The following is a 20738-nucleotide window of genomic DNA, read 5'->3' as shown; positions in this document are numbered from 1 at the left end:
TGATCGGAGGTCCTTGCGGTGGGAAAGCGCGACGGAATCACCGAGCCCTGGGGGACCAGAACGCCCTACGGACCGGGCCAGGCGTGGCCGGTGCGGGTGGACACCCACCTCGCCGACGGAGTGCGCCCCGACGACGTCGACCGCTGGGTCCGCAGCGCCGCGGTGCTGCACTCCAACGGCGACGGGCTCGACATCGCGGTCAAGGACGGCCGGATCGCCGGGGTCCGCGGCCGCGCCGACGACCGCGTCAACCACGGCCGCCTCGACCCGAAGGACCTCTTCGGCTGGCAGGCGAACTCGGCACCGGACCGGTTGACGACCCCGTTGGTGCGCAGGGACGGCGAGCTCGTCGAGGCGAGCTGGGACGAGGCCATGGGCCTGGTCGTCTCGCGCACCAAGGAGCTCCTGGACGAGCAGGGCCCGGGCGCGCTCGGCTTCTACACCAGCGGCCAGCTGTTCGCCGAGGAGTACTACACGCTCGCCGCGATCGCGCGCGGCGGGCTGGGCACGAACCACCTCGACGGCAACACCCGGCTCTGCACGGCGACCGCGGCCGCGGCGCTGAAGGAGTCCTTCGGCTGCGACGGCCAGCCGGCGTCCTACACCGACGTCGACCACGCCGACGTCATCGCCCTCTTCGGGCACAACATGGCCGAAACGCAGGCCGTCCTGTGGTCGCGCGTGCTCGACCGGCTCGCCGGGCCGAACCCGCCCGCGGTGCTGTGCGTCGACCCGCGGGACACCCCGGTCGCCCGGGCGGCGACGCTGCACCTGGCGTCGCTGCCCGGGACCAACGTCGCCCTGATGAACGGGATCCTGCACGAGATCGTCGAGCACGGCTGGGTCGACCGCGAGTACGTCGACCGCTGCACGGTCGGCTACGACGACCTCGCCGCGATGGTCGCGGACTACCCGCCCGAGCGCGCCGCGCAGATCTGCGGCGTCGACGCGGGGCAGATCCGCGAGGCCGCCCGGCTGCTCGGCTCGGCGGAGCGGCTGCTGTGCACCGTGCTGCAGGGCTTCTACCAGTCGCACCAGGCGTCCGCGGCGGCGGTGCAGGTCAACAACCTCGTGCTGCTGCGCGGCATGCTCGGCAAGCCCGGCGCGGGCGTGCTGCAGATGAACGGCCAGCCCACCGCCGAGAACACCCGCGAATGCGGCGCCGACGGCGACCTGACCGGGTTCCGCAACTGGGCCAACGACGCGCACGTGGCCGAGCTCGCGCGGCTGTGGAACGTCGACGTCGGCAAGATCCCGCACTACGGGCCGCCGACGCACCTCATGCAGATGCTGCGCTACGCCGAAACCGGCACCCTGCGGTTCCTCTGGGTGTCGGCCACCAACCCGGCCGTTTCGCTGCCCGAACTGCACCGCATCCGGTCCATCCTGGACTCTTCGCGGCTGTTCCTGGTGGTGCAGGACGCGTTCCGCACCGAAACCACCGAGTTCGCCGACGTCGTGCTGCCCGCGGCGATCTGGGGCGAGAAGACCGGCACGTTCACCAACGCCGACCGCACGGTGCACCTGTCGGAGAAGGCGGTCGACCCGCCCGGGCAGGCGCGTCCCGACCTGGACATCTTCCTCGACTACGCGCGGCGCATGGACTTCCGGGGCAACGACGGCGAACCGTTCCCCCAGTGGCACGACGCCGAAACGGCGTTCGAGGCGTGGAAACGCGCGTCGGCCGGGCGGCCGTGCGACTACAGCGGCTTGAGCTACGCGAAACTGCGCGAAGTCAGCGGCATCCAGTGGCCGTGCACTTCGGACAGTCCGGACGGGACCGAACGGCTCTACGCCGACGGGAAGTTCTTCGCCCAGCCGGACTACTGCGAGAGCTACGGCCGCGACCTCGTCACCGGCGCGCCGATGGAACCCACCGAGTACCGGGCGATGAACCCGGACGGCAAGGCCATGCTCAAGGCGGCCGAGTACGTTCCCCCGCACGAAAAGCCGGACGAGGACCACCCGTTCTTCCTGGTCAACGGCCGGACGATCTACCACTTCCACACCCGCACGAAGACCGGCCGGGCGCCGGAGCTGCGCGCGGCCGCCCCGGAGGTGTGGCTCGAGGTGTCCGCACGGGACGCCGAAGCCGCCGGGCTGGCCGAAGGCGACCTCGCGGAGGTCTCGACGCCGCGCGGGGCGGTCCGCGCCCGGGTCCGCGTCGGCGGCATCCGCGACGGCGTGCTGTTCCTGCCGTTCCACTACGGCTACTGGGACGTCGAGCACCCGGCGGGCAAGGACGGCGACCGCGCGGCCAACGAGCTGACCTTCACCGACTGGGACCCGGTGTCCAAGCAGCCGCTGTTCAAGACGGCCGCGGCTGCGCTGCGCAAGGTGGCCGCCGTCGCGGCCCCGCGGTCGGAGCCGGTGCCCGCGGCCGTCGACGAGGAGGTGGTCCGGTGAAGCTGGGACTGGTGCTGCGCGAACTGCACCGCGCGGAGACGCACCTGGCCAAGGACCTGCTGAAGACGTCGGACCGGCACCACGCGGAGCACGAGGTCCACCACGTCGCCCGCGACCTGGCGGCCTGGTCGGCGGTGCATGTCCGCGACCTCGCCCGCGCGGGTCGCGCACACGACCTGGACCTCGGCGAAGACGTCCCGGGGCCGGGCCCGCTGGAGCCGCTGCGGACGGCGCTGGCCGAGCTGAGCGGCCGCCGTCCGGAGCCGGGCCTGCTGCTGCTGGCCGACCTGCGCCGCCTGCACCGCCGCGCGGCGGGCGTGTCGCTGGATTGGGAGCTGCTCGCCCAGAGCGCCCAGGCGGCGAAGGACAGCGAGCTGCTGGAGCTGGCGACCCGGTGCCACCCGCAGACGCTGCGGCAGCTGAAGTGGACGAACGCGATGCTGAAGGTGCTCTCGCCGCAGATCCTGACCAGCTAGGTTAGCCGGTCGCCGGGCGGGTAACGCGTGATCATGCTGCCCACGGTGAAGGATCTGGCCGAACTGGCCCGGCTGTTCGAAGCGGAAGGTGACGACCTGTACGTCCGCTGGTCCCGGGGCCCGGAGGTCGACCTGGCGGACAGCGCGTCGAGCCGAGACGGCCTGACCGGCATCTCGCTGCCGGGCCTGTCGGCGAACTCGCTGCGGCTGGAGCCGTGGTGGCGGGACCGGTCGCTGCGGCTGTGGCTGGCGCGCCGCCTGTACGACTACGAGCACCTGCGGGAGCTGCGCGGCGCGGACGTGCGGCCGTGGGTCCTGCGCGGCCGCGAAATCGCCCGCGGCCCGGACAACGAGCCGCTGGTGGTGGCCGTGAAGCCGCTGGCCTGGGTGGCGGACGAGGTGCTGCGCGAGGCCCGGCGGCTGGTGGACGAGCAGGGGTCGCGAGAGTGGGGGCCGATGGACCGCCGCGTGCACCGCTGACACGCGGGATCGCGGCCGGCCCGAGCCCGGCAGGTCCGTTCCGGCGAAGCGGCTGGGGTCGCGACATCGGGCGGCCGCCCTTCCACGGCCGAGCCGGGATCCGTGGTCTTCGCCCCACGTCGCCTCGCGCGAGGCCCCACTCGGCCGGGAGCGGTCCAGCCCGGGTGCGGCCCGGCTCGGGAGTGACGGCCAGCGGGCCGAGAGCGCCCAGCCCGGCAGCGGCCCAGCCCGGAGCGACGGCCAGCCGGCCGAGAGCAGCCCACCTCCGACCGCCGCAAAGCACCTCCGGCCGCCGCAGAGCAGCCAGCAGCCTCCAGCCCGAGAGCGCCTCCGGCCCGAGAGCGCCTCCGGCCCGAGAGCGCCTCCGGCCCCGAGAGCAGCGCCCACCCTCCCTGGGGGTCCGTCCCCGCTCCAGCCTATCGACGCCTCCCGACGAAAACCCCGCCGAACCTGCCCCTCGAGCCGACCTGTCCACACCCCCGCCGAGATGGGGACAAAGGGCGGATCCTCAGGCCCTGTCCTCGGAGGCCGTCCGGCGCCCCTCGGCGACCTGCCGCAAGAACGCCACCGGGTCGTCGCCGAGGCGGGTGAAGCTGCGGTGGCGGATCACCGCCGTCACCACGGCCGTCGCCACCGCCCACACCGCGATCACCAGCACCACCGCCGGTGCCGGCAGGACGCGGTCCAGGAACGCCAGGTTCACCGTCGCCGCCAGTGCCGCCACCCGGGCCAGTGCGAAGGACCAGCGGTGCGATCCCGCCGCGAAGACGCGCGTTCCGGCCAGGTACATCGTCAGGCCCGCCGTCGTGAACCACGCCGCCGCGTGGGGTGGGGATTCGTGCAGGGACAGGTTCACCCCCGCCGCCATCAGCAGCAGCGCGAACGCCGGCATCAGGTGCCCGCCCGCGTACAGCGAGTACGCCAGCGCCGGGTTGCCGCCCGAAAAGCCGAGCAGGCGTTCGTAGATCTCCACCGCCGAGGAGAAGTACACCCACCACAGCGCCCCGGCCAGGACGAGCCCGCCGGCCAGGGCCAGCCAATACCCCAGGTCGTCGGCCGGGCGCTCGAGCGCGGCCGTGCCGACCGTGATCACCAGCTCGCCGAGCAGCAGGATCATGAACAGCCCGAACCGCTCGGCCAGGTGCGCCGAGTCGACCGCCAGGTTCGGGTCGCGCGGCGGCGTGAACATGGTCCGCCACCGCGCCTCCCGCGTTGGCCGTTCGCCACGACCCCGGTCGCGGTCGCCCAGCAGCAGGAACCCGGCCTCCTGCACCAGCGCGAACGCCCACAGCAGGCCGAAGTGCGGCAGGACCGCCGAGACGCCGAACAGGACCGCCGAAACCGCGTAGCCCCAGCTGATCCGCCGCTGGTCGCCGCCGCCGCGCGGCCACCGGTGCGCGGCCGCCAGGATCAGCCGGACCGCGGCCATGGCCGCGGCGAAGACCTCGGGGTGCCCTTCGAAGACGTGGTGCGCCTGGGTCGCGGCGATCCCGCACGGGATCGTGCCGGCGAGCACGAACAGCCGGTCGGCGACGCGGCTGTCGTCGCCCCGCCGGTTGTACAGCACCGCGAAGCCGATCCACGTCCACCACAGCGTCGCGAACAGGCCGAGCGCCGCGGCGGCGCGCGCCCAGTGCGGGTCCGCGACGATGCCGTGCGCCACCTGGCCCACCGCGAACACGAAGACGAGGTCGAAGTACAGCTCGACCCAGCCGACCCGCTTGCAGCCCCGTTCGTCCACTTCGGTCACGGCCGCGATTCTGCCGCGTCCCGGGTCGGGACTTCCAGCGGGGCGCATCGCGGAAATTAATAACCCACCATTCGAACGATGGCCGAATTCGCCCCGGCGACTGCTGTGGGTAATTCTGCCGCCAGTGCGCGGAAGGGTTCGATCTACTGCCGGGTAGGCGCCGGAGCTGCGCAAATATGCTTGAACGATGGACAAGCAGCGACCGGAAGAACACGTTGTGTCAACGGGCGGAGGGTGTCGGAAATAATTCGATCCCGGCATTCCGAAACGCCGCTGTGCAGGGTTGACAAGCACGCCGGGGGTGATGTTCGCTGCTGGTCGGCTCGATCAACGCCACGTCGTACCCGGTCCGGGAGCCGGGTTCCCGTCCGCTTCTCCGGCGTCCTCGATCGGCCCTGGGGCCCCCTCGTCCTGTCCGAGTTCGACGTCAGCCGTGCGCGCGGCTGGGAATCGAGCGATTCCGCCATGCACGAAAGCAGATCCACCCTCCGCCGCCCGGCGGACGCCGCGTGGTGGCCGGGGCACTGGAGCGTCCGCACCAAGATCAGCGTCGTCCTGCTGCTGCCCGTCCTGGTCGCGGTGGCGCTCGCGGAAATCCGGATCCAGGGCGAACTCGACCGGGCGACCGCGCTCTCCGCGGCCCGCGACCGGCTGCCCGTGCTGCGCGACACGATCGACCTGACCGCGTCGCTGGGCGAGGAAATGGTCGCCGCCGTCGCGGTCCCGGCCGGCGCGCCGGACACGCTGACCGCGGCCGTCGACGCGAAGGTGGCCGCGGTCCAGCGCGACCTCGGCTTCGCCCCGCTGCCCGCCGACACCGGCCGGGCGCTGAACACCGCGCTGGGCAAGCTCGCCGGGATCCGCGCGGCCGGCGCCGGCGGCGGCGACGTCCGCACGAAGGCCGCCGGCTACAACGACATCATCGCCACTCTCGGCGACCTCGTGCCCGCGATCGTCCCGGCCGACGCCGCCGGCGCGGAGCCCACCCGGCTGCTGGTGCACCTGCGCGGCGAGCTGGCCACCGAAGAGACCTACCGGCGGGCCGCGCAGACCAGCCCGGACGACGCTTCGCTGCGCCCGGCCGTCATCGGGACCGCCGCCGAGCAGGAGGTCCTCGCCGAACAGGCGGAGCACCAGCTGACCGGCGACCAGCTGGCCCGGTTCACCGACGCGGCCGACCGGCGGCTCGACGCGCTGCAGGAGCCGGGCGACCGCCCGCTCGCGTCGCTGCTGCCGTCGATCACCGCCGAGGCCGCGGGGGTGACGGGCGTGCTGAACGACGTCGCGGCGCAGCTGGCGGCAGACGTCTCGACCGCGGCCGACCGGGCCCGCGCGGACTCGCTGCGTGACACGGCCCTGGTGCTGGGGTCACTGCTCGCCGCGCTCGCGATCGCGCTGCTGGTGGTGCGGTCGCTGGTCACGCCGGTGCGCCGGTTGCGCGCGGCCGCCCTGCACGCGGCGAACGACCAGCTGCCCGAGACGGTCCGGCAGATCCGCGAAGGCCACGAAGTCGACTGGCGCGCGGTGCCCGGCAGCGGCGTCCGGACCGACGAGGAGATCGGTCAGCTGGCGCGGGCGTTCGACGACATGCACCGCCAGGCGGTCCGGCTCGCGGTCGAGCAGGCCGAGCTGCGCAAGCAGGTCAGCGAAATGTTCATGACGCTGTCGCGGCGGAGCCAGTCACTGGTCGAGCAGCAGCTGTCGATCATCGAAGACCTCGAGGCGGGGGAGCAGAACCCCCGGCGGCTCGACGAGCTGTTCCGTATCGACCACATCGCGACCCGCCTGCGCCGCAACGGCGAGAACCTGCACGTCCTGGCGGGCGGCCGCCCGGTCCGCCACGGCCGCGAACCGGTGCCGACCCGAGACCTCCTGCGCGCGGCGACGTCCGAGGTCAAGGACTACCGGAGGGTCGCGCTGGGCAACGCGCCACGCAGCTCGGTCCAGCCCGAGGCGGCGGCGGACGTGGTGCACATCCTCGCGGAGCTGCTGGAGAACGCCACGCGCTTTTCGCCACCGGAGCACAAGGTGGCACTGACGGCCGACCGCGGCGCCGACGGCGGGCTGCTCATCGAGGTGGTCGACCAGGGACTCGGCATGACCCCGGAGGAGCTGGCCACGGTGAACGACCGGCTGGCCGCGGCCGGAACGGTCGGCCCGGAGACGACCCGCCGCATGGGGCTGTTCGTGGTCGGCAGGCTGGCGGCCCTGCACGGGGTGACGGTCCGGCTGCGCGCAACGGGAACGGGAGCACGCCACGCGGGGGTGACGGCGAGCGTCCACGTCCCGGGAGCACTGGTGATCGCGGACCTGGCCCGCCCGATCGGCGCGGGCCGGCTGGTTTCGGCGGCCCGCAACGGCCACCCGCGGCCACCGGTGGTGCCGGCCCAGGCTTCGACGCCGATCTTCGAGCAGGTGGTGACGAGCTGGTTCACCGAGCCGGCGGCGAAACCGGTGGCCCGGCGGAACGGGAAGACGGTGCCGGTGGAGTGGCCGGCGGTGGGGGAGCGGGCGGAGCTGCCCGCGGCCTCCGCGCCGGAGGAGAATCCGGATTGGCCGCCCGAGATCCCCGCGGTTCCGGCCGACTGGGCAGCCCCCGCCGGGCCGGCGAACGAAACATCCGGAGCTCACGGGGTGCTCCCAGCGGAAATCGCGGCGGAGACTCCGCCCCCCGCTGCCGCACCGGGCGCCGCTGCCGCCCCCGCCGCTGCTGCCGGGACCGCCGCCGCCGGGGCCGCGCTCACCACCGCCGGGGGCATTGCGGCCGCGCCCGCCACCCCCGCGGCCGCCGCCGATTCCTCCGCCCGTTCCGAACCCACCCCCGTCGGTGACTGGGACACCCCCGCCGACCGCGTCCGGCAAGCCGCCGAAAGCGCTCTCGAGCCGCCGGTCGCGCAAAGCCTCACCGGGGCCGGTCTGCCCACTCGGCGGCCCGGCGCGCAGCTCGCCCCCGGTGCCGTCGTTCCGCGCGTTCGCGAACAGGCCGGCGGCAGCTTCCGCGACGCCGCCGCCGTGCGCAGCAGTCTCTCGCGCCACTACCAGGGCATGCGCGCGGCCCGGATGGAGACCGCCGCGCGTGCCGAACAATCCGGAAAGGACGAAGTGGATCCGCGATGACGGAACTGCACCCCCGGCGCTCCGCCACCGAGCCGGCGGCCCGCTCCCTCGGCGGGACGCGGCCGACCGCCCGGTCCGCGACGCTGAACTGGCTGGTCAACGGGTTCGTCCAGGACGTCACGGGCGTCGCGCACGCCGTGCTCGTCTCCGCCGACGGGCTGCTCGTGGCCGCCGACGAAAACCTGCCCCGGGAACGCGGCGACCAGCTCGCGGCCATCGCCGCCGGCCTGTCCAGCCTTTCCCTCGGCACCGCCGAGCTGTTCACCGCCGGGCGGGTCGTGCAGTCGGTGATCGAGATGGAACAGGGGTTCCTGCTGCTGATGAGCGTCGGCGACGGCTCGAACCTCGTCGTGCTCGCCTCGACCGGCTGCGACATCGGGCTGGTCGGCTACGAGATGACGATGCTGGTCGAGCGGGTGGGGCAGAAGGTCGACGTGCCCGCGCGCGAGATGCCGGTGGCCCAGGACCACCGGTGATCGACGACCCGCCCGGGGACGGGCCGCGCCGCAGCCCGGCGCTGGCCCGCCCCTACGCGTGGACCGAAGGACGGACCGCCCCGGCGGTCGAGATCGCCGTCGAAGCACTGGTCGAGACCACCGCCGACGGCCGGGCCGAAGCCGCTTACCAGACCTCGAGCGCGCTGGCGGAGGTCCTCGAGCTGTGCGTCCGGCCGCGGTCGCTGATGGAGATCGCCGCGCTGCTGGCCCTGCCGCTCGGCGTGGTCCGGGTGCTCGTGTCGGACCTGATGCAGGACTACCTGGTGATCGTCCGCGACACGCTGTCGGACACCGCCACCTGGGACGAGCGCCACGACCTGATGGAACGCGTGCTGCACGGGCTGCGCGACCTGTAGAGAGGACTTCGCCATGGAGCATTTCGCGCTGGGGCACTGGCTGCTCGTGCTCGCGTACCTGACGTCGGTGGTCGGCTGCGCGCTCGGGCTGGCCTGCGCGGTCCAGGCCCGGTACGCGGCCGATCCCCGCCACCGCGTGCGGTGGCTGGTGCTGGCGGCGATCTCGATCGGCGGCGTCGGCATCTGGCTGATGCACTTCGTCGCGATGCTCGGCTTCAGCACCCCGGGCATGCCGGTCCGCTACGACATCTTCCGCACGATCCTGTCGGCCGTCCTTTCGGTGGCGGCCGTGTTCGCGGGGCTCGTGGTGGTCGGCGGCCGCGCGAAGTTCGGCTGGTGGCGCCTGGCCCTCGGCGGCGTCATCACCGGACTGGCGGTGAACGTCATGCACTACACCGGAATGTCGGCGTTGCGCGTCAAGGGCGACTTCGGCTACGACGGCGGCCTGGTGGCGCTGTCGGTGGTGATCGCGGTGGTGGCGGCGACGGCGGCGCTGTGGTTCGCCGTCTTCCTCGACCGCCTCGCGCTGCGGCTGCTGGCGGGCTTCGTGATGGGCGCGGCGGTGACCGGCATGCACTACACGGGCATGGCGGCGGTCCGGATGACCATGGACATGACCGCCCCGGACCCGGCGGGCGCGGAGGTGTTCTCCTTCCTGTTCCCGGTGTTCGTGGTGGCGGCGATCGCGATGGCCGTGCCGCTGTGCGCGGTCCTGATGGCGCCGGCCCGCGGGGGATCTCCCCACGGGCCGGCGACCTCACCTCCCTACAGGCTGCACAGCAGCGAACACGCCTTGGCCGACGACCAGTCCGTTGTGGACGGCGGCGTCCCCGGCGGGACGTTGACCGGCAGGTAGCTCACCTTCGCCTTGTTGGTGATGGGGAACAGGTTCAGCAGCGCGTAGGTGGCGCAGTACACCTGCTTCGACTGGCCGGCCGCCAGTGCGAACGGACCCGTCTGGCACGACGGCTCCACGGTGTCCACCACCTGCGCGGAGGTGATCCCGACCGGACCTTCGTTCGTCACCGTGATCCGCCAGTACGCCGACGCCGCGAGCACCCCGAGCAGGCCGACGGGGGCCTGTTTCGCCCACGGTCCCGCGCCGCCCGGGCCGCACTCGGCCGGGTGGATCGCCGTGCAGATCTCCTTCTCCACCTTCACCTTCGGCGTGCACGACGCGCCCGGGGCCACCGGGAGCGTCACCGTGTTGGACGTGAACGACCCCGTCGAGTCCGTGCCCGTCGCCGTGTTCGCCACCGACGTCACCGTGCAGTCCGCCGAGATCGTCGTGCGGAAGCACAGCTGGGGTGCGTCGCCCGCGAAGTCGACCACGAGCGACCCGCTGAAGCCCGCCGCACTGTGCAGCACCAGCGTCGTCGTCACGGTGATCGACGGGTGCGCCGCCACCGAGACGCCGGTCAGGTCGACCGAGCCGTCGGGCGCGAAGCCCGGGGTCGGCACCACCGCGTTGTCCTGGTCGACGACCGTCACCCGCGACGCCGCGAAGTCGACGTTCGCCAGGTCGACGCCGGTCAGCCGCGCGGACGTGTAGCCCTGGACGTGGCTTCCGCCGTCGCAGTAGAAGTCACCCGGCCGCAGCGTCACCTGCCCGCCGGAGCGGACACACGGCGACGCGCCGGTGGCCGGGTCCATCGAGAACAGGACCCCGGCGTCGCCCAGGCCGATCAGGCAGCCCGACGGCGCGTCGTACGCGTAGCCGTAGTCCCGCGTGGCGCCCCCGTTCACCGAGGGGTGGGTGATCCGGGCGGGCAGCCCCGCGCACGCCGTCCCCGTGGTCCAGTCGTGGCACACCGCCGCGCCCGCGATACCCCCGTTCCACACCGGGAGGTAGCTGCGCAGGTGACCACCCGGGTCGGTGACGACCTCGGGGTTGAAGACGTACGTCCCGTTCGGCAGCGCGGCCGCACCCGGTGGTGCGGGCAGCGCGGAGCCGTCGAGGGCGTAGCACGTGGTCACGTTGGTGACGCCGGTCGTCGACGAGCACACCCCCACGGGAGTGCCGGTCGTGCCGAACGCCGTGTAGGCGTTGTAGGTGAAGTTCCCCGCCGGCCCGGTCGGCCGCCAGGACGCCCAGCCGGCGCACGCGGTGGCCGTCGCCGGGTCGAAACAGCCCAGCGAGGGCACCTGCGCGGTGCTGGGGTTCGACGACGAAGCGAACACCTTGCCCGCCACGACGTCCATGGCGCCGTAGACGTACGGGTTGCCGCTGATGGCCGGCGCGATCGGCGCGTACGGCTGGCCGCCGCAGGCGCTCTGCGTCGCGATGGTCCAGCAGACCACCGCGCCGCTGGTGACCAGGCCGTACAGGTTCCCGCCGGTCTCCACGAACCCGGTGATGCCGCTCACCGCGGGTGATCCGCCGATGGTGGCCAGCGCCCAGTACCCGCAGTTGGCCGAGGCGGCCATGTCGAGGCAGGCGACGCCGACCGAAGCCGCCGTGACGGCGGGGTAGTAGACCTTCGCGGGCGCTGCGGGATCGCGGACGTACTGCTCGACCATGGTGGTGGCGATGTCGCCGGCCCCCAGGGTGCCGAGCGGGCCGGGGGCGGTGTTGAGCACCTTCGGCCACGGGCCGCCCGGGCACCGCGCGCCGGTGGCGAGCTCGGTGCAGACCACCTTCGGTGACGTGGCCCCCAGGTGGTGGTAGATGTTCCAGGCCTGCAGCACGCCGCCCGGCGTGCGGTACAGGATCGGCGAGAAGCCGTCGCCGCCGGTCGCGGTGGTCACCGCCTGCACGGGCGGGGTGAGGGCGCCGGTCAGCTGGGTCGCGTCGGGTCCGGCGGCGGGGTTCGTCCCGCGGACGGCGGTGACCCCGGACGCCGGTTCGGCGCCGGTGAACGTGCTGCCGTCGGTGGACCACTCCGGTGTCCAGCCGGGCGGGACGTGCAGCGAACCGGACTGGTAGGCCTGGCCGGCCCCGACGGCGTCGGTGATGCTGGCGGCTCCGGTGGTGGTCGCGTGGTCTTCGTAGCCGACGACCCAGTTCGCGGTCGCGCCGTGCGCGGCCGGGGAACCGGTGCCCTGCACGGACTTCGTCAGCGCCGAGACCGCCGGGGCGGGGTCGGCGGCCGCGGGCAGCGGGACGGCGGCTGCTGCGGCGAGCACCAGGGGCAGGACCGCCCCCAGCATGCGTCTTCGCATGGTTGGTCCTCGATTCTGGAAATGGGTGGAATGCGCCGGGAAACGTTTTACCGGCCGAAGGAAAATCCTATGCCGCACCGGCGGCGTGGTTGAAGCACTCTCACCCGGGCGCCGGAAAGGCGAAACCGAACAGTCCAACCTGATGGGTGGTCCGCCGGGTCGGCACCTGCTTTGAAGAGGGGTTTTGCGGCCGGTGGTCACCCGGATGCCGCGCTCGATTCACTCGTTCGAGTTACGCGTGGGCGCCGATTTCGCCGGATTCGGAGCCGGTGAAGATCTATTGTCCTTGATTTATCCGGAATCGGCGTCGAAGCGGAGTTTCGACGTGATGCGGTAGCGGTCGCCGCGGTAGACCGAGCGGGTCAGTTCGACGATCCGGCCCGCCGTGTCCCGGGTGATCCGCTCGATCCGCAGGATCGGGGCGTACACGGCGATCTCCAGCAGCTCGGCCTGGCCGGGGTCGGTGACCGCGGGCTCGATCGTCTGCACCGCGTCCTGCACGGTGATCCCGAAGCGTTCCCGCAGCAGGCGGTAGAAGTTGCCCGCTTCCAGGTCCGCCGGGCGCAGGCCGGGGACCAGGGCGGCGGGCAGCGCCAGGCCCTCGATCGCGATCGGTTCGTCGTCGACGTGCCGGACCCGGGTGACGCGCAGCACCGGCGTGCCCGGTTCGAGCTCGAGTTCCCCGGCCAGCGACCGCGGGGACGGCGCCACCGCGAACGCGACCACCCGGCTGGTCCAGTGCCCTTCCGCCGGGGGCACCGCGAGGCCGGTCGCCAGTTCCTGGGTGACCTTCTGCGGGCTGGTGAACGTGCCGCGGCCGCGCTGGCGCACCAGCAGCCCGGTGCGGGTCAGCTCGTCGATGGCCGCGCGGACGGTCGGGCGCGAGACGCCCAGCTCCGCGGCCAGGTCGCGTTCGGAGGCGAGCCCGGTACCGGGGCCGGCGTTCTCGATCACCTTCAGCAGGTGCCGCCGGACGCGGTCGCGCTTGACGGTGGGCGGCCGGTCCGCCCCGGCTTGGGGCGAGGCCCCGGATGTCACACCGGTCAAGGCACCGTCTTCCCGGGAACTCCGAGCGCGCCGGCGAACCGGACGCGCTCCTTCGGCAGGGCACCCAGCGCCCGCAGCCGGTCGAGGTGGCCGGTCAGGCGCTGGCGGAACTCAGCATAACCGCGGCCCGGCGGCGACCACGCCCGCTCGGCCAGCGCGCACAGCCGCGGGAACGCCAGGTGCCGCACGTGCTCGGGCGTCGGCGCGTGCTCGGTCCACAGCTGGGCCTGCGTGCCGAGCACGCCGGGGGTGGTCCCGTCGCTGACCGGCAGCCCGCCGGCCAGGGGGTCGAAGCGGTAGACGTCCTCGAGCGTCGTCACCGGCTCGCGGGGCGGCTCGCCGGGCTCCTCGCTCTGCCGGTAGTCGAAGTAGGTCGCCGTGTGCGGGGCCATCACGACCTGGTGGCCGCGGGCGACGGCGAGCGCGCCGTGGGCCGCGTCGCGCCAGGCCGTGACGACCAGGTCCGCCGGCAGCCGGCCCGCGGCGTGGCCGGTCTCGTCCCAGCAGACGGCCCGGCGACCCAGCGCCCCGACGATGTCGTGCAGCCGGCCGAGGAACCAGGGGTGGAGTTCGGCGGGACGCACACCGAGATCGGCCGCCTTCCGCCGCGCGATCGGGCTGGTCTCCCACTGCGTGGTCGGGCATTCGTCCCCGCCGATGTGCAGGTACGGCGAAGGGAACACGCCGGCGACCTGGTCCAGCACGTCCCGGCAGAAGGCGAAGGCTTCGTCGTGCACCCCGAGGATGTCCGGGCTGATGCCCCATTCCGTCCACACCGGCAGCGCCACCGAAGGCCGGTTGCCCAGCGAAGGGTAGGCGGCCAGCGCTGCACGGACGTGCCCGGGCAGGTCGATCTCCGGCACGATCCGCACGCCGCGTTCGGCGGCGAAGGCGACGAGTTCGCGCAGCTCCCGCTGGGTGTAGAAACCGCCGTGCGGCACGCCGTCGAAGACGCCGCTGCCCGCGGGCCCGACCATCGACTCCGCCCGCCACGCGCCGACTTCGGTGAGCCGCGGCCGTCCGGTGATCTCGATCCGCCAGCCCTGGTCGTCGGTGAGGTGCAGGTGCAGGACGTTGTACTTGTGCAGCGCCAGCAGGTCGACGAACTCGCGCAGGAACTCCAGCGGCATGAAGTGCCGGGCGACGTCGAGCAGCACCCCGCGCCAGGGCAGCCGGGGTGCGTCGCGGATGGTCAGGCACGGCAGCCGCGGGGACAGCTGCCGGATCGTCTGCACACCGGCGAGGAGGCCCGCTTCCGTGGACGCGGTGAGCAGCGCGTGGTCCGGGGTGACCTCCAGGGTGTACTCCTCCGGCCCGAGCCCCGGTTTCCGCGCGAGCCGGATGACGGGTCCATTGTGGACCAGCGGGAGCCCGGTGTATCCGGACAGCAGCCGGGCCGGGCCCCGGGTGCCGGGGCCGGCCAGGATCCCGGTGGGTACGCAGGAACCGGCGTGGCGGGTCAGCCGCGCGGGGCGGGGGACGAGCATCAGCCCTTCACCGCGCCCGCGGTCATGCCTTCGACCAGGTGGCGCTGCACGAGCGCGAAGAAGACGACGACGGGCAGCGCGAACAGCGTCGACGCGGCGATGAGGCCGCCGTAGTCGGTGCCGGTGCTGGTGCTGAACGACACCAGCCAGACCGGCAGCGTGTAGCCGGAGCTGTCCTTCATGATCACGTAGGCGAACAGGAAGTCGTTCCACGCGGTGATGAAGGCGAACACGCTGGTCGCGATCAGCCCGGGCAGCACGAGGGGCAGCAGGACCGAGCGCATGACGCGGCCGCGCGTGGCGCCGTCGACCATCGCCGCTTCCTCCAGTTCGATCGGGATCCCGTGCAGGAAGCCGCGCAACGTCCAGATCGTGAACGGCAGCACGAGGGCCAGGTAGGTCAGGATCAGCCCGGGCAGCGTGTCGAGCAGGTGCGCGCTCTTGAGACTGAGGAACAGCGGGATGACCAGGGCGGGCACCGGCACCATCTGCAGTACGAGCACGCCGATGAGGAAGCTGCGGCGTCCGAAGAACCGGAAGCGCGTCAACGCCGTCGCGGCCAGGAAGGCGACGACGATGGACAGCACGACGACCGCCACGACGACCACGGCACTGTTGAGCAGGTCCCGCACGAACCCCGGCTTGGCGAGGGCGCCGGCGAAGTTGTCCAGTGTGACGTCGACGGGCAGGAACTCCGGCGTGGGCTGGAGGATCTTGCCCGTCGGCTTGAACGCCGTGAGCACCATCCAGTAGACCGGGAAGATCCACACGAGGCAGAAGACGGTGGCGGTGAAGTTGCGGCCGAAGCGCCGGATCACAGGTCCTCCCCGGAGCGGACGAGCCGCCGCACGTAGACGGCGGTCAGGCCGACGAGCAGCACGACCGAGACGACCGCGATCGCCGCGCCCTGGCCGAAGTCGTTGCGGCTGAAGGCGCGGGTGAACGTCCAGATGCCCAGCGTCGTCGTGCCGCCGCCCGGGCCGCCCTGGGTGAGGATCCAGATCTGGTTGAACACGGTGAAGTCCCAGATGACCGAGAGGATGGTGACCAGCCCGAGGATCGGCTGCAGGAAGGGGACGGTGATCGTGCGGTGCACCCGCCACGGCCCGGCGCCGTCCAGCGCCGCGGCTTCGTAGTAGGACCGGGGGATCTGCGAAAGACCGGCGTGCAGGGTGAGCGCGGCGAACGGGACCGACTGCCACACGACCAGCAGCCAGACGAGGGTGAAGGCGGACGCCGGGCTCGTCGTCCAGTCGTGCTGGGTGAGGTCCCCGAAGCCCAGCCGGGTCAGCAGCCAGTTCACCACGCCGTAGCCGGGCTGGAAGAGCCACTGCCAGACCAGGGTGGACGCCACGTTCGGCAGGGCCCACGCCGCGATCAGGCAGAGCGTGACCGCCGTGCGCATCCGGCGGCCCAGGCGTTGCAGCAGCAGGGCGACGCCGGAGGCGATCACGAGCGTGCCGAGCACCAGGGCGGCGCAGAACCCGACGCTGCGGGCGAGGACCGGGAGCAGCTGGGGGTCGGCGAGGACGGCGGCGTAGTTGTCCCCGCCGGCGAAGCTCGTCTTGCCGGTGAACAGCGACCGCAGGCCGTAGTCCTGCAGCGAAATGACGACCAGCCGGGCGAGCGGGTAGCCGAGCACCAGCCCGAGCAGTGCGGCGGCGGGCAGGAGCAGGCCGTACGGGAGCAGGGAACGGCGTCGCGTTCTTTCCCGGACGCGCGCCTTTTCGAGCAGCACGGGGACTCCTTCGCGGAACAGGGGCGGGGTGGCTCGGCGGGGACGGCGGTCGGCCGGGCCACCCCGCCGGTCAGCGGGCGCCCAGCGCCTCGGTGAGGTGGGCGTCGAACTCCCGGGCCGCGTCGGCGATCGGACGGCGTCCGGTGGCGATGTCGGCGAAGAAGGTGTTGATGGACTTGTCGCTTTCGATGGTCGCCCAGCCGGGGGCGGCCGGAGTGGCGACACTGGTCTTCGCCGCGGTGGCGAAGGCCGCGTTGAGCGGGGGCAGCGTCGGCGTGATCCGGTCGATCAGCTCGGTCGAAACCGGTGTCCAGCCGTCGATGCCGACGATGGCGTCCCGCTGCACGGCCGGGTCCGTCGCCGCCTTGAGGTAGGCCAGCGCCAGGTCCTGATGGCTGCTCTTGGCCGCGACGGCCAGGTCCGAGCCGCCGAGGAACACCGGCTGCGTCTTCCCGGGCGTGGCGCTCGGGAACGGGAAGGTGCCCAGCCGGTCCTTCAGCTCCGGCTTGTTCTTGAGCACGGTGTTGACGCTCGTGTCGAGGATGGCCGCCGCGCCGCCGGAGGAGAAGATCGCGGCCTGGTCCGGCGCCTTCGTGTCGACGTTGCGGGACGCGGGGGAGGAGTAGGTGTTCTGGAAGTCCTTCCACGCCTGCAACCCCTTCAGCGCCTCGGGGCTTTCCAGGGCACCGGTCCACTTCCCGTCCCGCTGCGTGGCGATCTGCCCGCCGGCGTCCCAGACGAACTGCAGCGCGCCGAACCAGTACCGGCCGGGGAAGTGGAAGGCCGAGAAGTCCGGTGCCGGGTGCTTCGCCTTGATCTTGTCCAGGGCCGCGGTGAGCTCCGGCAGCGTGGCCGGTGGGGTGGTGACGCCGGCGTCGGCCCAGACCTGCTTGTCGTAGATGACCGCGCGGTTGCCGGCGAACAGCGGCGCGCCGTAGAGGTGTCCGTCCACAGTGGCCGGTCCGGCCAGTCCGGGCAGCCAGGTCTGCCCCGCGGCGAGCTCGGCGCGGTGCGGGGTCAGGTCGGTCAGCGCGCCGTTGGCGGCGAACAGCGGGACGTTCGTGTTGCCGATCTCGATGACGTCCGGTGTGGTGTCCTGGGCCAGCGCGGTGCTGATCTTCGTGTTGATGTTGTCCCATTCCTGGATCTGCACGGTGACGTGAGCGCCGGTGGCCTTCTCGAACGCGGCGTTGATCGCCGCGGTGGCCTTGTCGCCGAGGTCGCCGTTCATCAGCCAGACGGTCAGCTCGCCACCGCGGGCGGCGGCGGGAGCGGGGGTGTCGGTGCCGCAGGCGGCGGCGGTCACGGCGGTGACGGCCAGTGCGGCGGCGAGGATGCGTCTGCGCATGGGGAGCTCCGGAAGGCGTGAGGTGGGCGCGGTGCAGGGCTCGTGAGGGGTAAGGCGGGTTCCAACCCGCCTTACCACTCACGACCGGGGTCAGCAGTGGCCGAGGTCGCGCCACTGGGCGGTGAGGCCGGGCTCCGAACCCTGGGTCCACCAGTTCGCCTGCCAGAGATGGGCGTTGTGCTTCACGCGCTGGCCCTCCAGGTACACCGTGCCCCAGTCCCATTCCGGCGCCGCCGAGCAGTTCGCCGGCTGGGAGGGAGTGGTCGGAGTCGTCGGCGTGGTGGGCTTGGTGGAAGTCGGCGCCGGCGGGGTGGTCGGGGTCGTGCAGCCGCTGACGCTGTCCACATGGGACGTTCCGGCCGAGCGGTACTGCCCGGCCTGCGCGACGGCGTCGGAAGGCGAAACGACCTGGTTGCCCGCGTAGTAGGTCCAGTCGACCTGTTCGGTGTAGACGCTGTTCCCGCTCGTGTGGCCCGCGGTGTCGATGAACCACATGTTGTAGTTGATCGACATCGGCGTGCGCGGGTACACCGGGTTGCCCTGGGCGTCGGTGGTGTGGTCGGCGGTGAGCACGCCGTCGATGTAGTACTTCACGTGCCCGCCGGAGACCTGGGTGACGATGTCGTGCCAGCCGGCCATGCTGCGGTTCTGCGCGGTCGACGTGCGCAGGCCGTCCCAGGTCGGGTTGTTCCAGTAGGTGTACCAGCTGGTCTGGTAGTTGGCCTGCGAGCCGCCCCAGCCGCCGTTGGGCAGGTACTCGGAGAAGTCGAGCTCGCTGTAGAGCGGGTCGCGGTCGTACCGCAGCGGGGAGATCGTGAAGTAGGTTTCGTTGACGTGGTCGCCGTCGGGGCCGCTGTCCGGCGCGTCGGTGAAGCGGACACGGCTGGCGTACGTGCCTTCGAAGAACCGCAGCTGGTTCTGGTACAGCTCGGCGTGCGTGGTGCCCGCGGCGCTGCCGTCGGTGGTGGCGGTGAGCTGGGCGACGCGCTCGCCGTTCACGGCCGGGAAGCTGATGTTGCCCGTCAGCCAGCGCGCCCCGGGCACGCCGGGGCTGCCGACGTCGTTGCGGGTGGTCCAGCCGGCTTGGCCGAAGGCGCCGTCGGTGGGCGAGGCGTAGTGGAAGTCGTCGAAGAGCACACCACAGCCGGCCGCCGCGGCCGCCGGGCTGGCGTCGGCTCCGCCGGAGAGGATCAGGGCGGTCGCGGCCGCGGTCGCGAGGCTCGTCAAGGCTGCTGTGGTGGTCCGGATGCTGCGGGACATGGGTCTCCTCCTGGGGATGCCGTCCGCGGGGAGCGCCGATTGGTCTAGACGAATCAGGTGGCCAGTACCTTCCTCTTGACCATTGGTAAAGTCAAGAAGGCAGCAGAAGTTACCTTTGGTAATTTCCGTGGCTCAGTCGCCGGCCGCCCATATCCGGCGGACGAGTTCCAGGAACGCGCGCCGGTCGCCCGCGTCGAGCGCGGCCCGGCGATCGGTGTAGACGTCGAAAGTGGCGTAGGGCGGGCACGACCGCAGCGCGTGGCGCGTGCCGGGGTCCACGGGGGTGGTGATCCGCAACGTGCTCCCGCACCGCGCGACGTGATCACGGGCGTGCGGCAGGATCCGCAGGCCGGCGGGGGTCACCGCGGTGACCCCCGCGAGGTCGAGCACGACGACCTCGGGCACGGGCTCCCGGGCCACGCACTGCGCGATCGCGCGGCCCACAGCAGCACGGTTCCGCTGTCGAGTTCGCCGTCCAGCGCCACGACGGCCGGGTCGCCGTGCGACCGCGACACGATCAGCCGGCCCGGACGCGACGGATCGGCCGAAGGCATGGGCGAACCACCCTCCCGCGACGAGGGGACAGGGGATGGCTCGGGGTTGAATCGTGCAGGTCGCTCCAGGGTAGGACCGGCTCCGGCCGGCCACAACGAGCCGAACGGCCTCAGCCGACCCAGCCGTGGTAGGCGGCCGGGTCCACGTTGCCGCCGCAGACGACGGTCACCACGTGCCGGCCGGCGAAGCGGTCGCGGTCTTCGAGGATCGCCGCGATGCCCAGCGCGGCCGACGGTTCGACCACCAGCCCGGCGTGCTCCAGCAGCAGCCGCATCCCCGCGATGATCGACGCTTCGGAGACGAGGACGGCGTCGTCCGCGACGACGAGGAGGTCGGCCAGCACCTCCGGGATCGGCCGCCGCCCGGCGACCCCGTCGGCGATCGTGTCGGTCGGGCCGGTGGTGACCACGCGCCGCGCGTGCCAGGACCGCGTCATCGCCGGGGCGCCCGCCGGCTGGACGCAGACGACCTCGGTGCCGGGAGCCTCGGACCGCAGCACGTGGCCGACCCCGGTGGCGAGGGCCCCGCCGCCGAGGGCGATCAGGACCACGTCGAACGACGGCGCGGCGGCCGCGAGTTCCAGTCCGATGGTCGCCGCGCCCTCGCAGGTCTCGAGGTCCAGACTGTCTTCGACCAGCCGGATGCCGTCGCGGCGGGCGAGGGCCGCCGCGCGCTCGCGAGCGAGTTCGTGATCGCCGTCGACCAGTTCGAGCCGGGCGCCCAGCGCGCGGATGCGGTCCAGCTTGGCCGCCGTCGCGTACCGGGAGGCGACGACGGTGACGTCGAGCCCGCGGCCGCGTCCGGACCAGGCGAGGGCCTGGCCGAGGTTGCCCGCGCTGGCGCAGACGACCGCCCCGGCGAGCCCGCTCACGACCACTTCGGTGCCGCGGCCCTTGAAGCTCCGCACCGGGTTCGCCGTCTCGAGCTTGATGCTGACCGCACACCCCAGAACCGGCTCCAGCGCCTCGCAGGGATAGAGCGGTGTGTCGAGGAAGACCGGGTCGATCACCCGGCGGGCCGCCCGGATCCGGGCGAGGTCGAGGCGCGTTTCCGGCACCC

Annotated in this window: 17 protein-coding genes; 7 read left to right on the top strand and 10 right to left on the bottom strand. The window is 72.7% G+C overall.

Annotated features, from left to right (window positions below):
- Positions 1–18: 18 nt before the first annotated feature.
- From IE317_RS04610 to IE317_RS04600, 3 genes are read left to right on the top strand one after another with little or no spacing between them, the layout of a single operon-like run.
- The gene (locus IE317_RS04610) at positions 19–2406 is read left to right on the top strand and encodes a molybdopterin oxidoreductase family protein (protein ID WP_191306762.1); all 2388 of its coding nucleotides are present in this window, start codon (positions 19–21) and stop codon (positions 2404–2406) included.
- Positions 2403–2882 (top strand): hypothetical protein, encoded by a 480-nt coding sequence (locus IE317_RS04605; protein ID WP_191306761.1) that lies wholly within the window; start codon positions 2403–2405, stop codon positions 2880–2882. Before IE317_RS04610 ends, IE317_RS04605 begins: the two co-directional genes overlap by 4 nt.
- A gap of 33 nt (positions 2883–2915) precedes the next feature.
- Positions 2916–3362 (top strand): DUF6098 family protein, encoded by a 447-nt coding sequence (locus IE317_RS04600; protein WP_191306760.1) that lies wholly within the window; start codon positions 2916–2918, stop codon positions 3360–3362.
- 508 nt (positions 3363–3870) lie between these two features.
- On the opposite strand, the gene IE317_RS04595 is transcribed toward IE317_RS04600, so the two are convergent.
- Positions 3871–5112, bottom strand: coding sequence for a low temperature requirement protein A (locus IE317_RS04595; protein WP_191306759.1), 1242 nt, complete (start codon positions 5110–5112; stop codon positions 3871–3873).
- Positions 5113–5577: 465 nt separating this feature from the next.
- Between IE317_RS04595 and IE317_RS04590 the strand changes: the two genes are divergently transcribed.
- From IE317_RS04590 to IE317_RS04575, 4 genes are read left to right on the top strand one after another with little or no spacing between them, the layout of a single operon-like run.
- Complete coding sequence (locus IE317_RS04590) at positions 5578–8229, top strand: sensor histidine kinase (RefSeq protein ID WP_191306758.1); 2652 nt, start codon at positions 5578–5580, stop codon at positions 8227–8229.
- Positions 8226–8705: a roadblock/LC7 domain-containing protein gene (locus IE317_RS04585; protein WP_191306757.1), complete on the top strand. Its 480-nt coding sequence runs from the start codon at positions 8226–8228 to the stop codon at positions 8703–8705. Before IE317_RS04590 ends, IE317_RS04585 begins: the two co-directional genes overlap by 4 nt.
- Positions 8702–9082: a DUF742 domain-containing protein gene (locus IE317_RS04580; RefSeq protein ID WP_191306756.1), complete on the top strand. Its 381-nt coding sequence runs from the start codon at positions 8702–8704 to the stop codon at positions 9080–9082. The genes IE317_RS04585 and IE317_RS04580 overlap by 4 nt, the downstream gene beginning before the upstream one ends.
- Before the next feature lie 13 nt (positions 9083–9095).
- Positions 9096–9938 (top strand): MHYT domain-containing protein, encoded by an 843-nt coding sequence (locus tag IE317_RS04575; protein ID WP_229902462.1) that lies wholly within the window; start codon positions 9096–9098, stop codon positions 9936–9938.
- Here IE317_RS04575 and IE317_RS04570 read toward each other — a convergent pair.
- From IE317_RS04570 to IE317_RS04530, 9 genes are all read right to left on the bottom strand, one after another.
- A complete protein-coding gene (locus IE317_RS04570; protein ID WP_191306755.1) occupies positions 9848–12244 on the bottom strand; it encodes a DUF7617 domain-containing protein in 2397 nt (798 codons plus the stop codon). The genes IE317_RS04575 and IE317_RS04570 overlap by 91 nt on opposite strands.
- Positions 12245–12535: 291 nt before the next feature.
- Positions 12536–13282 carry a GntR family transcriptional regulator gene (locus IE317_RS04565; protein ID WP_191306754.1) on the bottom strand — a complete coding sequence of 249 codons (747 nt, stop codon included), beginning with the start codon at positions 13280–13282 and terminating at the stop codon, positions 12536–12538.
- Positions 13283–13287: 5 nt separating this feature from the next.
- Positions 13288–14778, bottom strand: coding sequence for a beta-N-acetylhexosaminidase (locus IE317_RS04560; protein ID WP_191306753.1), 1491 nt, complete (start codon positions 14776–14778; stop codon positions 13288–13290).
- Positions 14778–15596, bottom strand: a complete 819-nt coding sequence (locus tag IE317_RS04555; RefSeq protein WP_191306752.1) for a carbohydrate ABC transporter permease — start codon at positions 15594–15596, stop codon at positions 14778–14780. Before IE317_RS04555 ends, IE317_RS04560 begins: the two co-directional genes overlap by 1 nt.
- The gene (locus IE317_RS04550) at positions 15593–16516 is read right to left on the bottom strand and encodes a carbohydrate ABC transporter permease (protein ID WP_191306751.1); all 924 of its coding nucleotides are present in this window, start codon (positions 16514–16516) and stop codon (positions 15593–15595) included. The genes IE317_RS04555 and IE317_RS04550 overlap by 4 nt, the downstream gene beginning before the upstream one ends.
- 70 nt (positions 16517–16586) lie before the next feature.
- Entirely contained in the window at positions 16587–17864 is a 1278-nt protein-coding gene (locus tag IE317_RS04545) for an extracellular solute-binding protein (RefSeq protein WP_191306750.1), read from the bottom strand.
- A 90-nt stretch (positions 17865–17954) separates the two neighbouring features.
- Complete coding sequence (locus IE317_RS04540; RefSeq protein WP_191306749.1) at positions 17955–19124, bottom strand: carbohydrate-binding protein; 1170 nt, start codon at positions 19122–19124, stop codon at positions 17955–17957.
- 132 nt (positions 19125–19256) lie between these two features.
- On the bottom strand, positions 19257–19568 hold the full coding sequence (locus IE317_RS04535) for an anti-sigma factor antagonist (protein WP_191306748.1): 312 nt from the start codon (positions 19566–19568) through the stop codon (positions 19257–19259).
- A 220-nt stretch (positions 19569–19788) separates the two neighbouring features.
- Positions 19789–20736, bottom strand: coding sequence for a threonine ammonia-lyase (locus tag IE317_RS04530; protein ID WP_191306747.1), 948 nt, complete (start codon positions 20734–20736; stop codon positions 19789–19791).
- Positions 20737–20738 lie beyond the last annotated feature (2 nt).

The organism is Amycolatopsis bullii (genome assembly GCF_014654205.1).
Lineage (GTDB): Bacteria > Actinomycetota > Actinomycetes > Mycobacteriales > Pseudonocardiaceae > Amycolatopsis > Amycolatopsis plumensis.
Note: the sequence above shows the minus strand (reverse complement) of the source record. Positions and strands in the feature narration are given on the sequence as shown.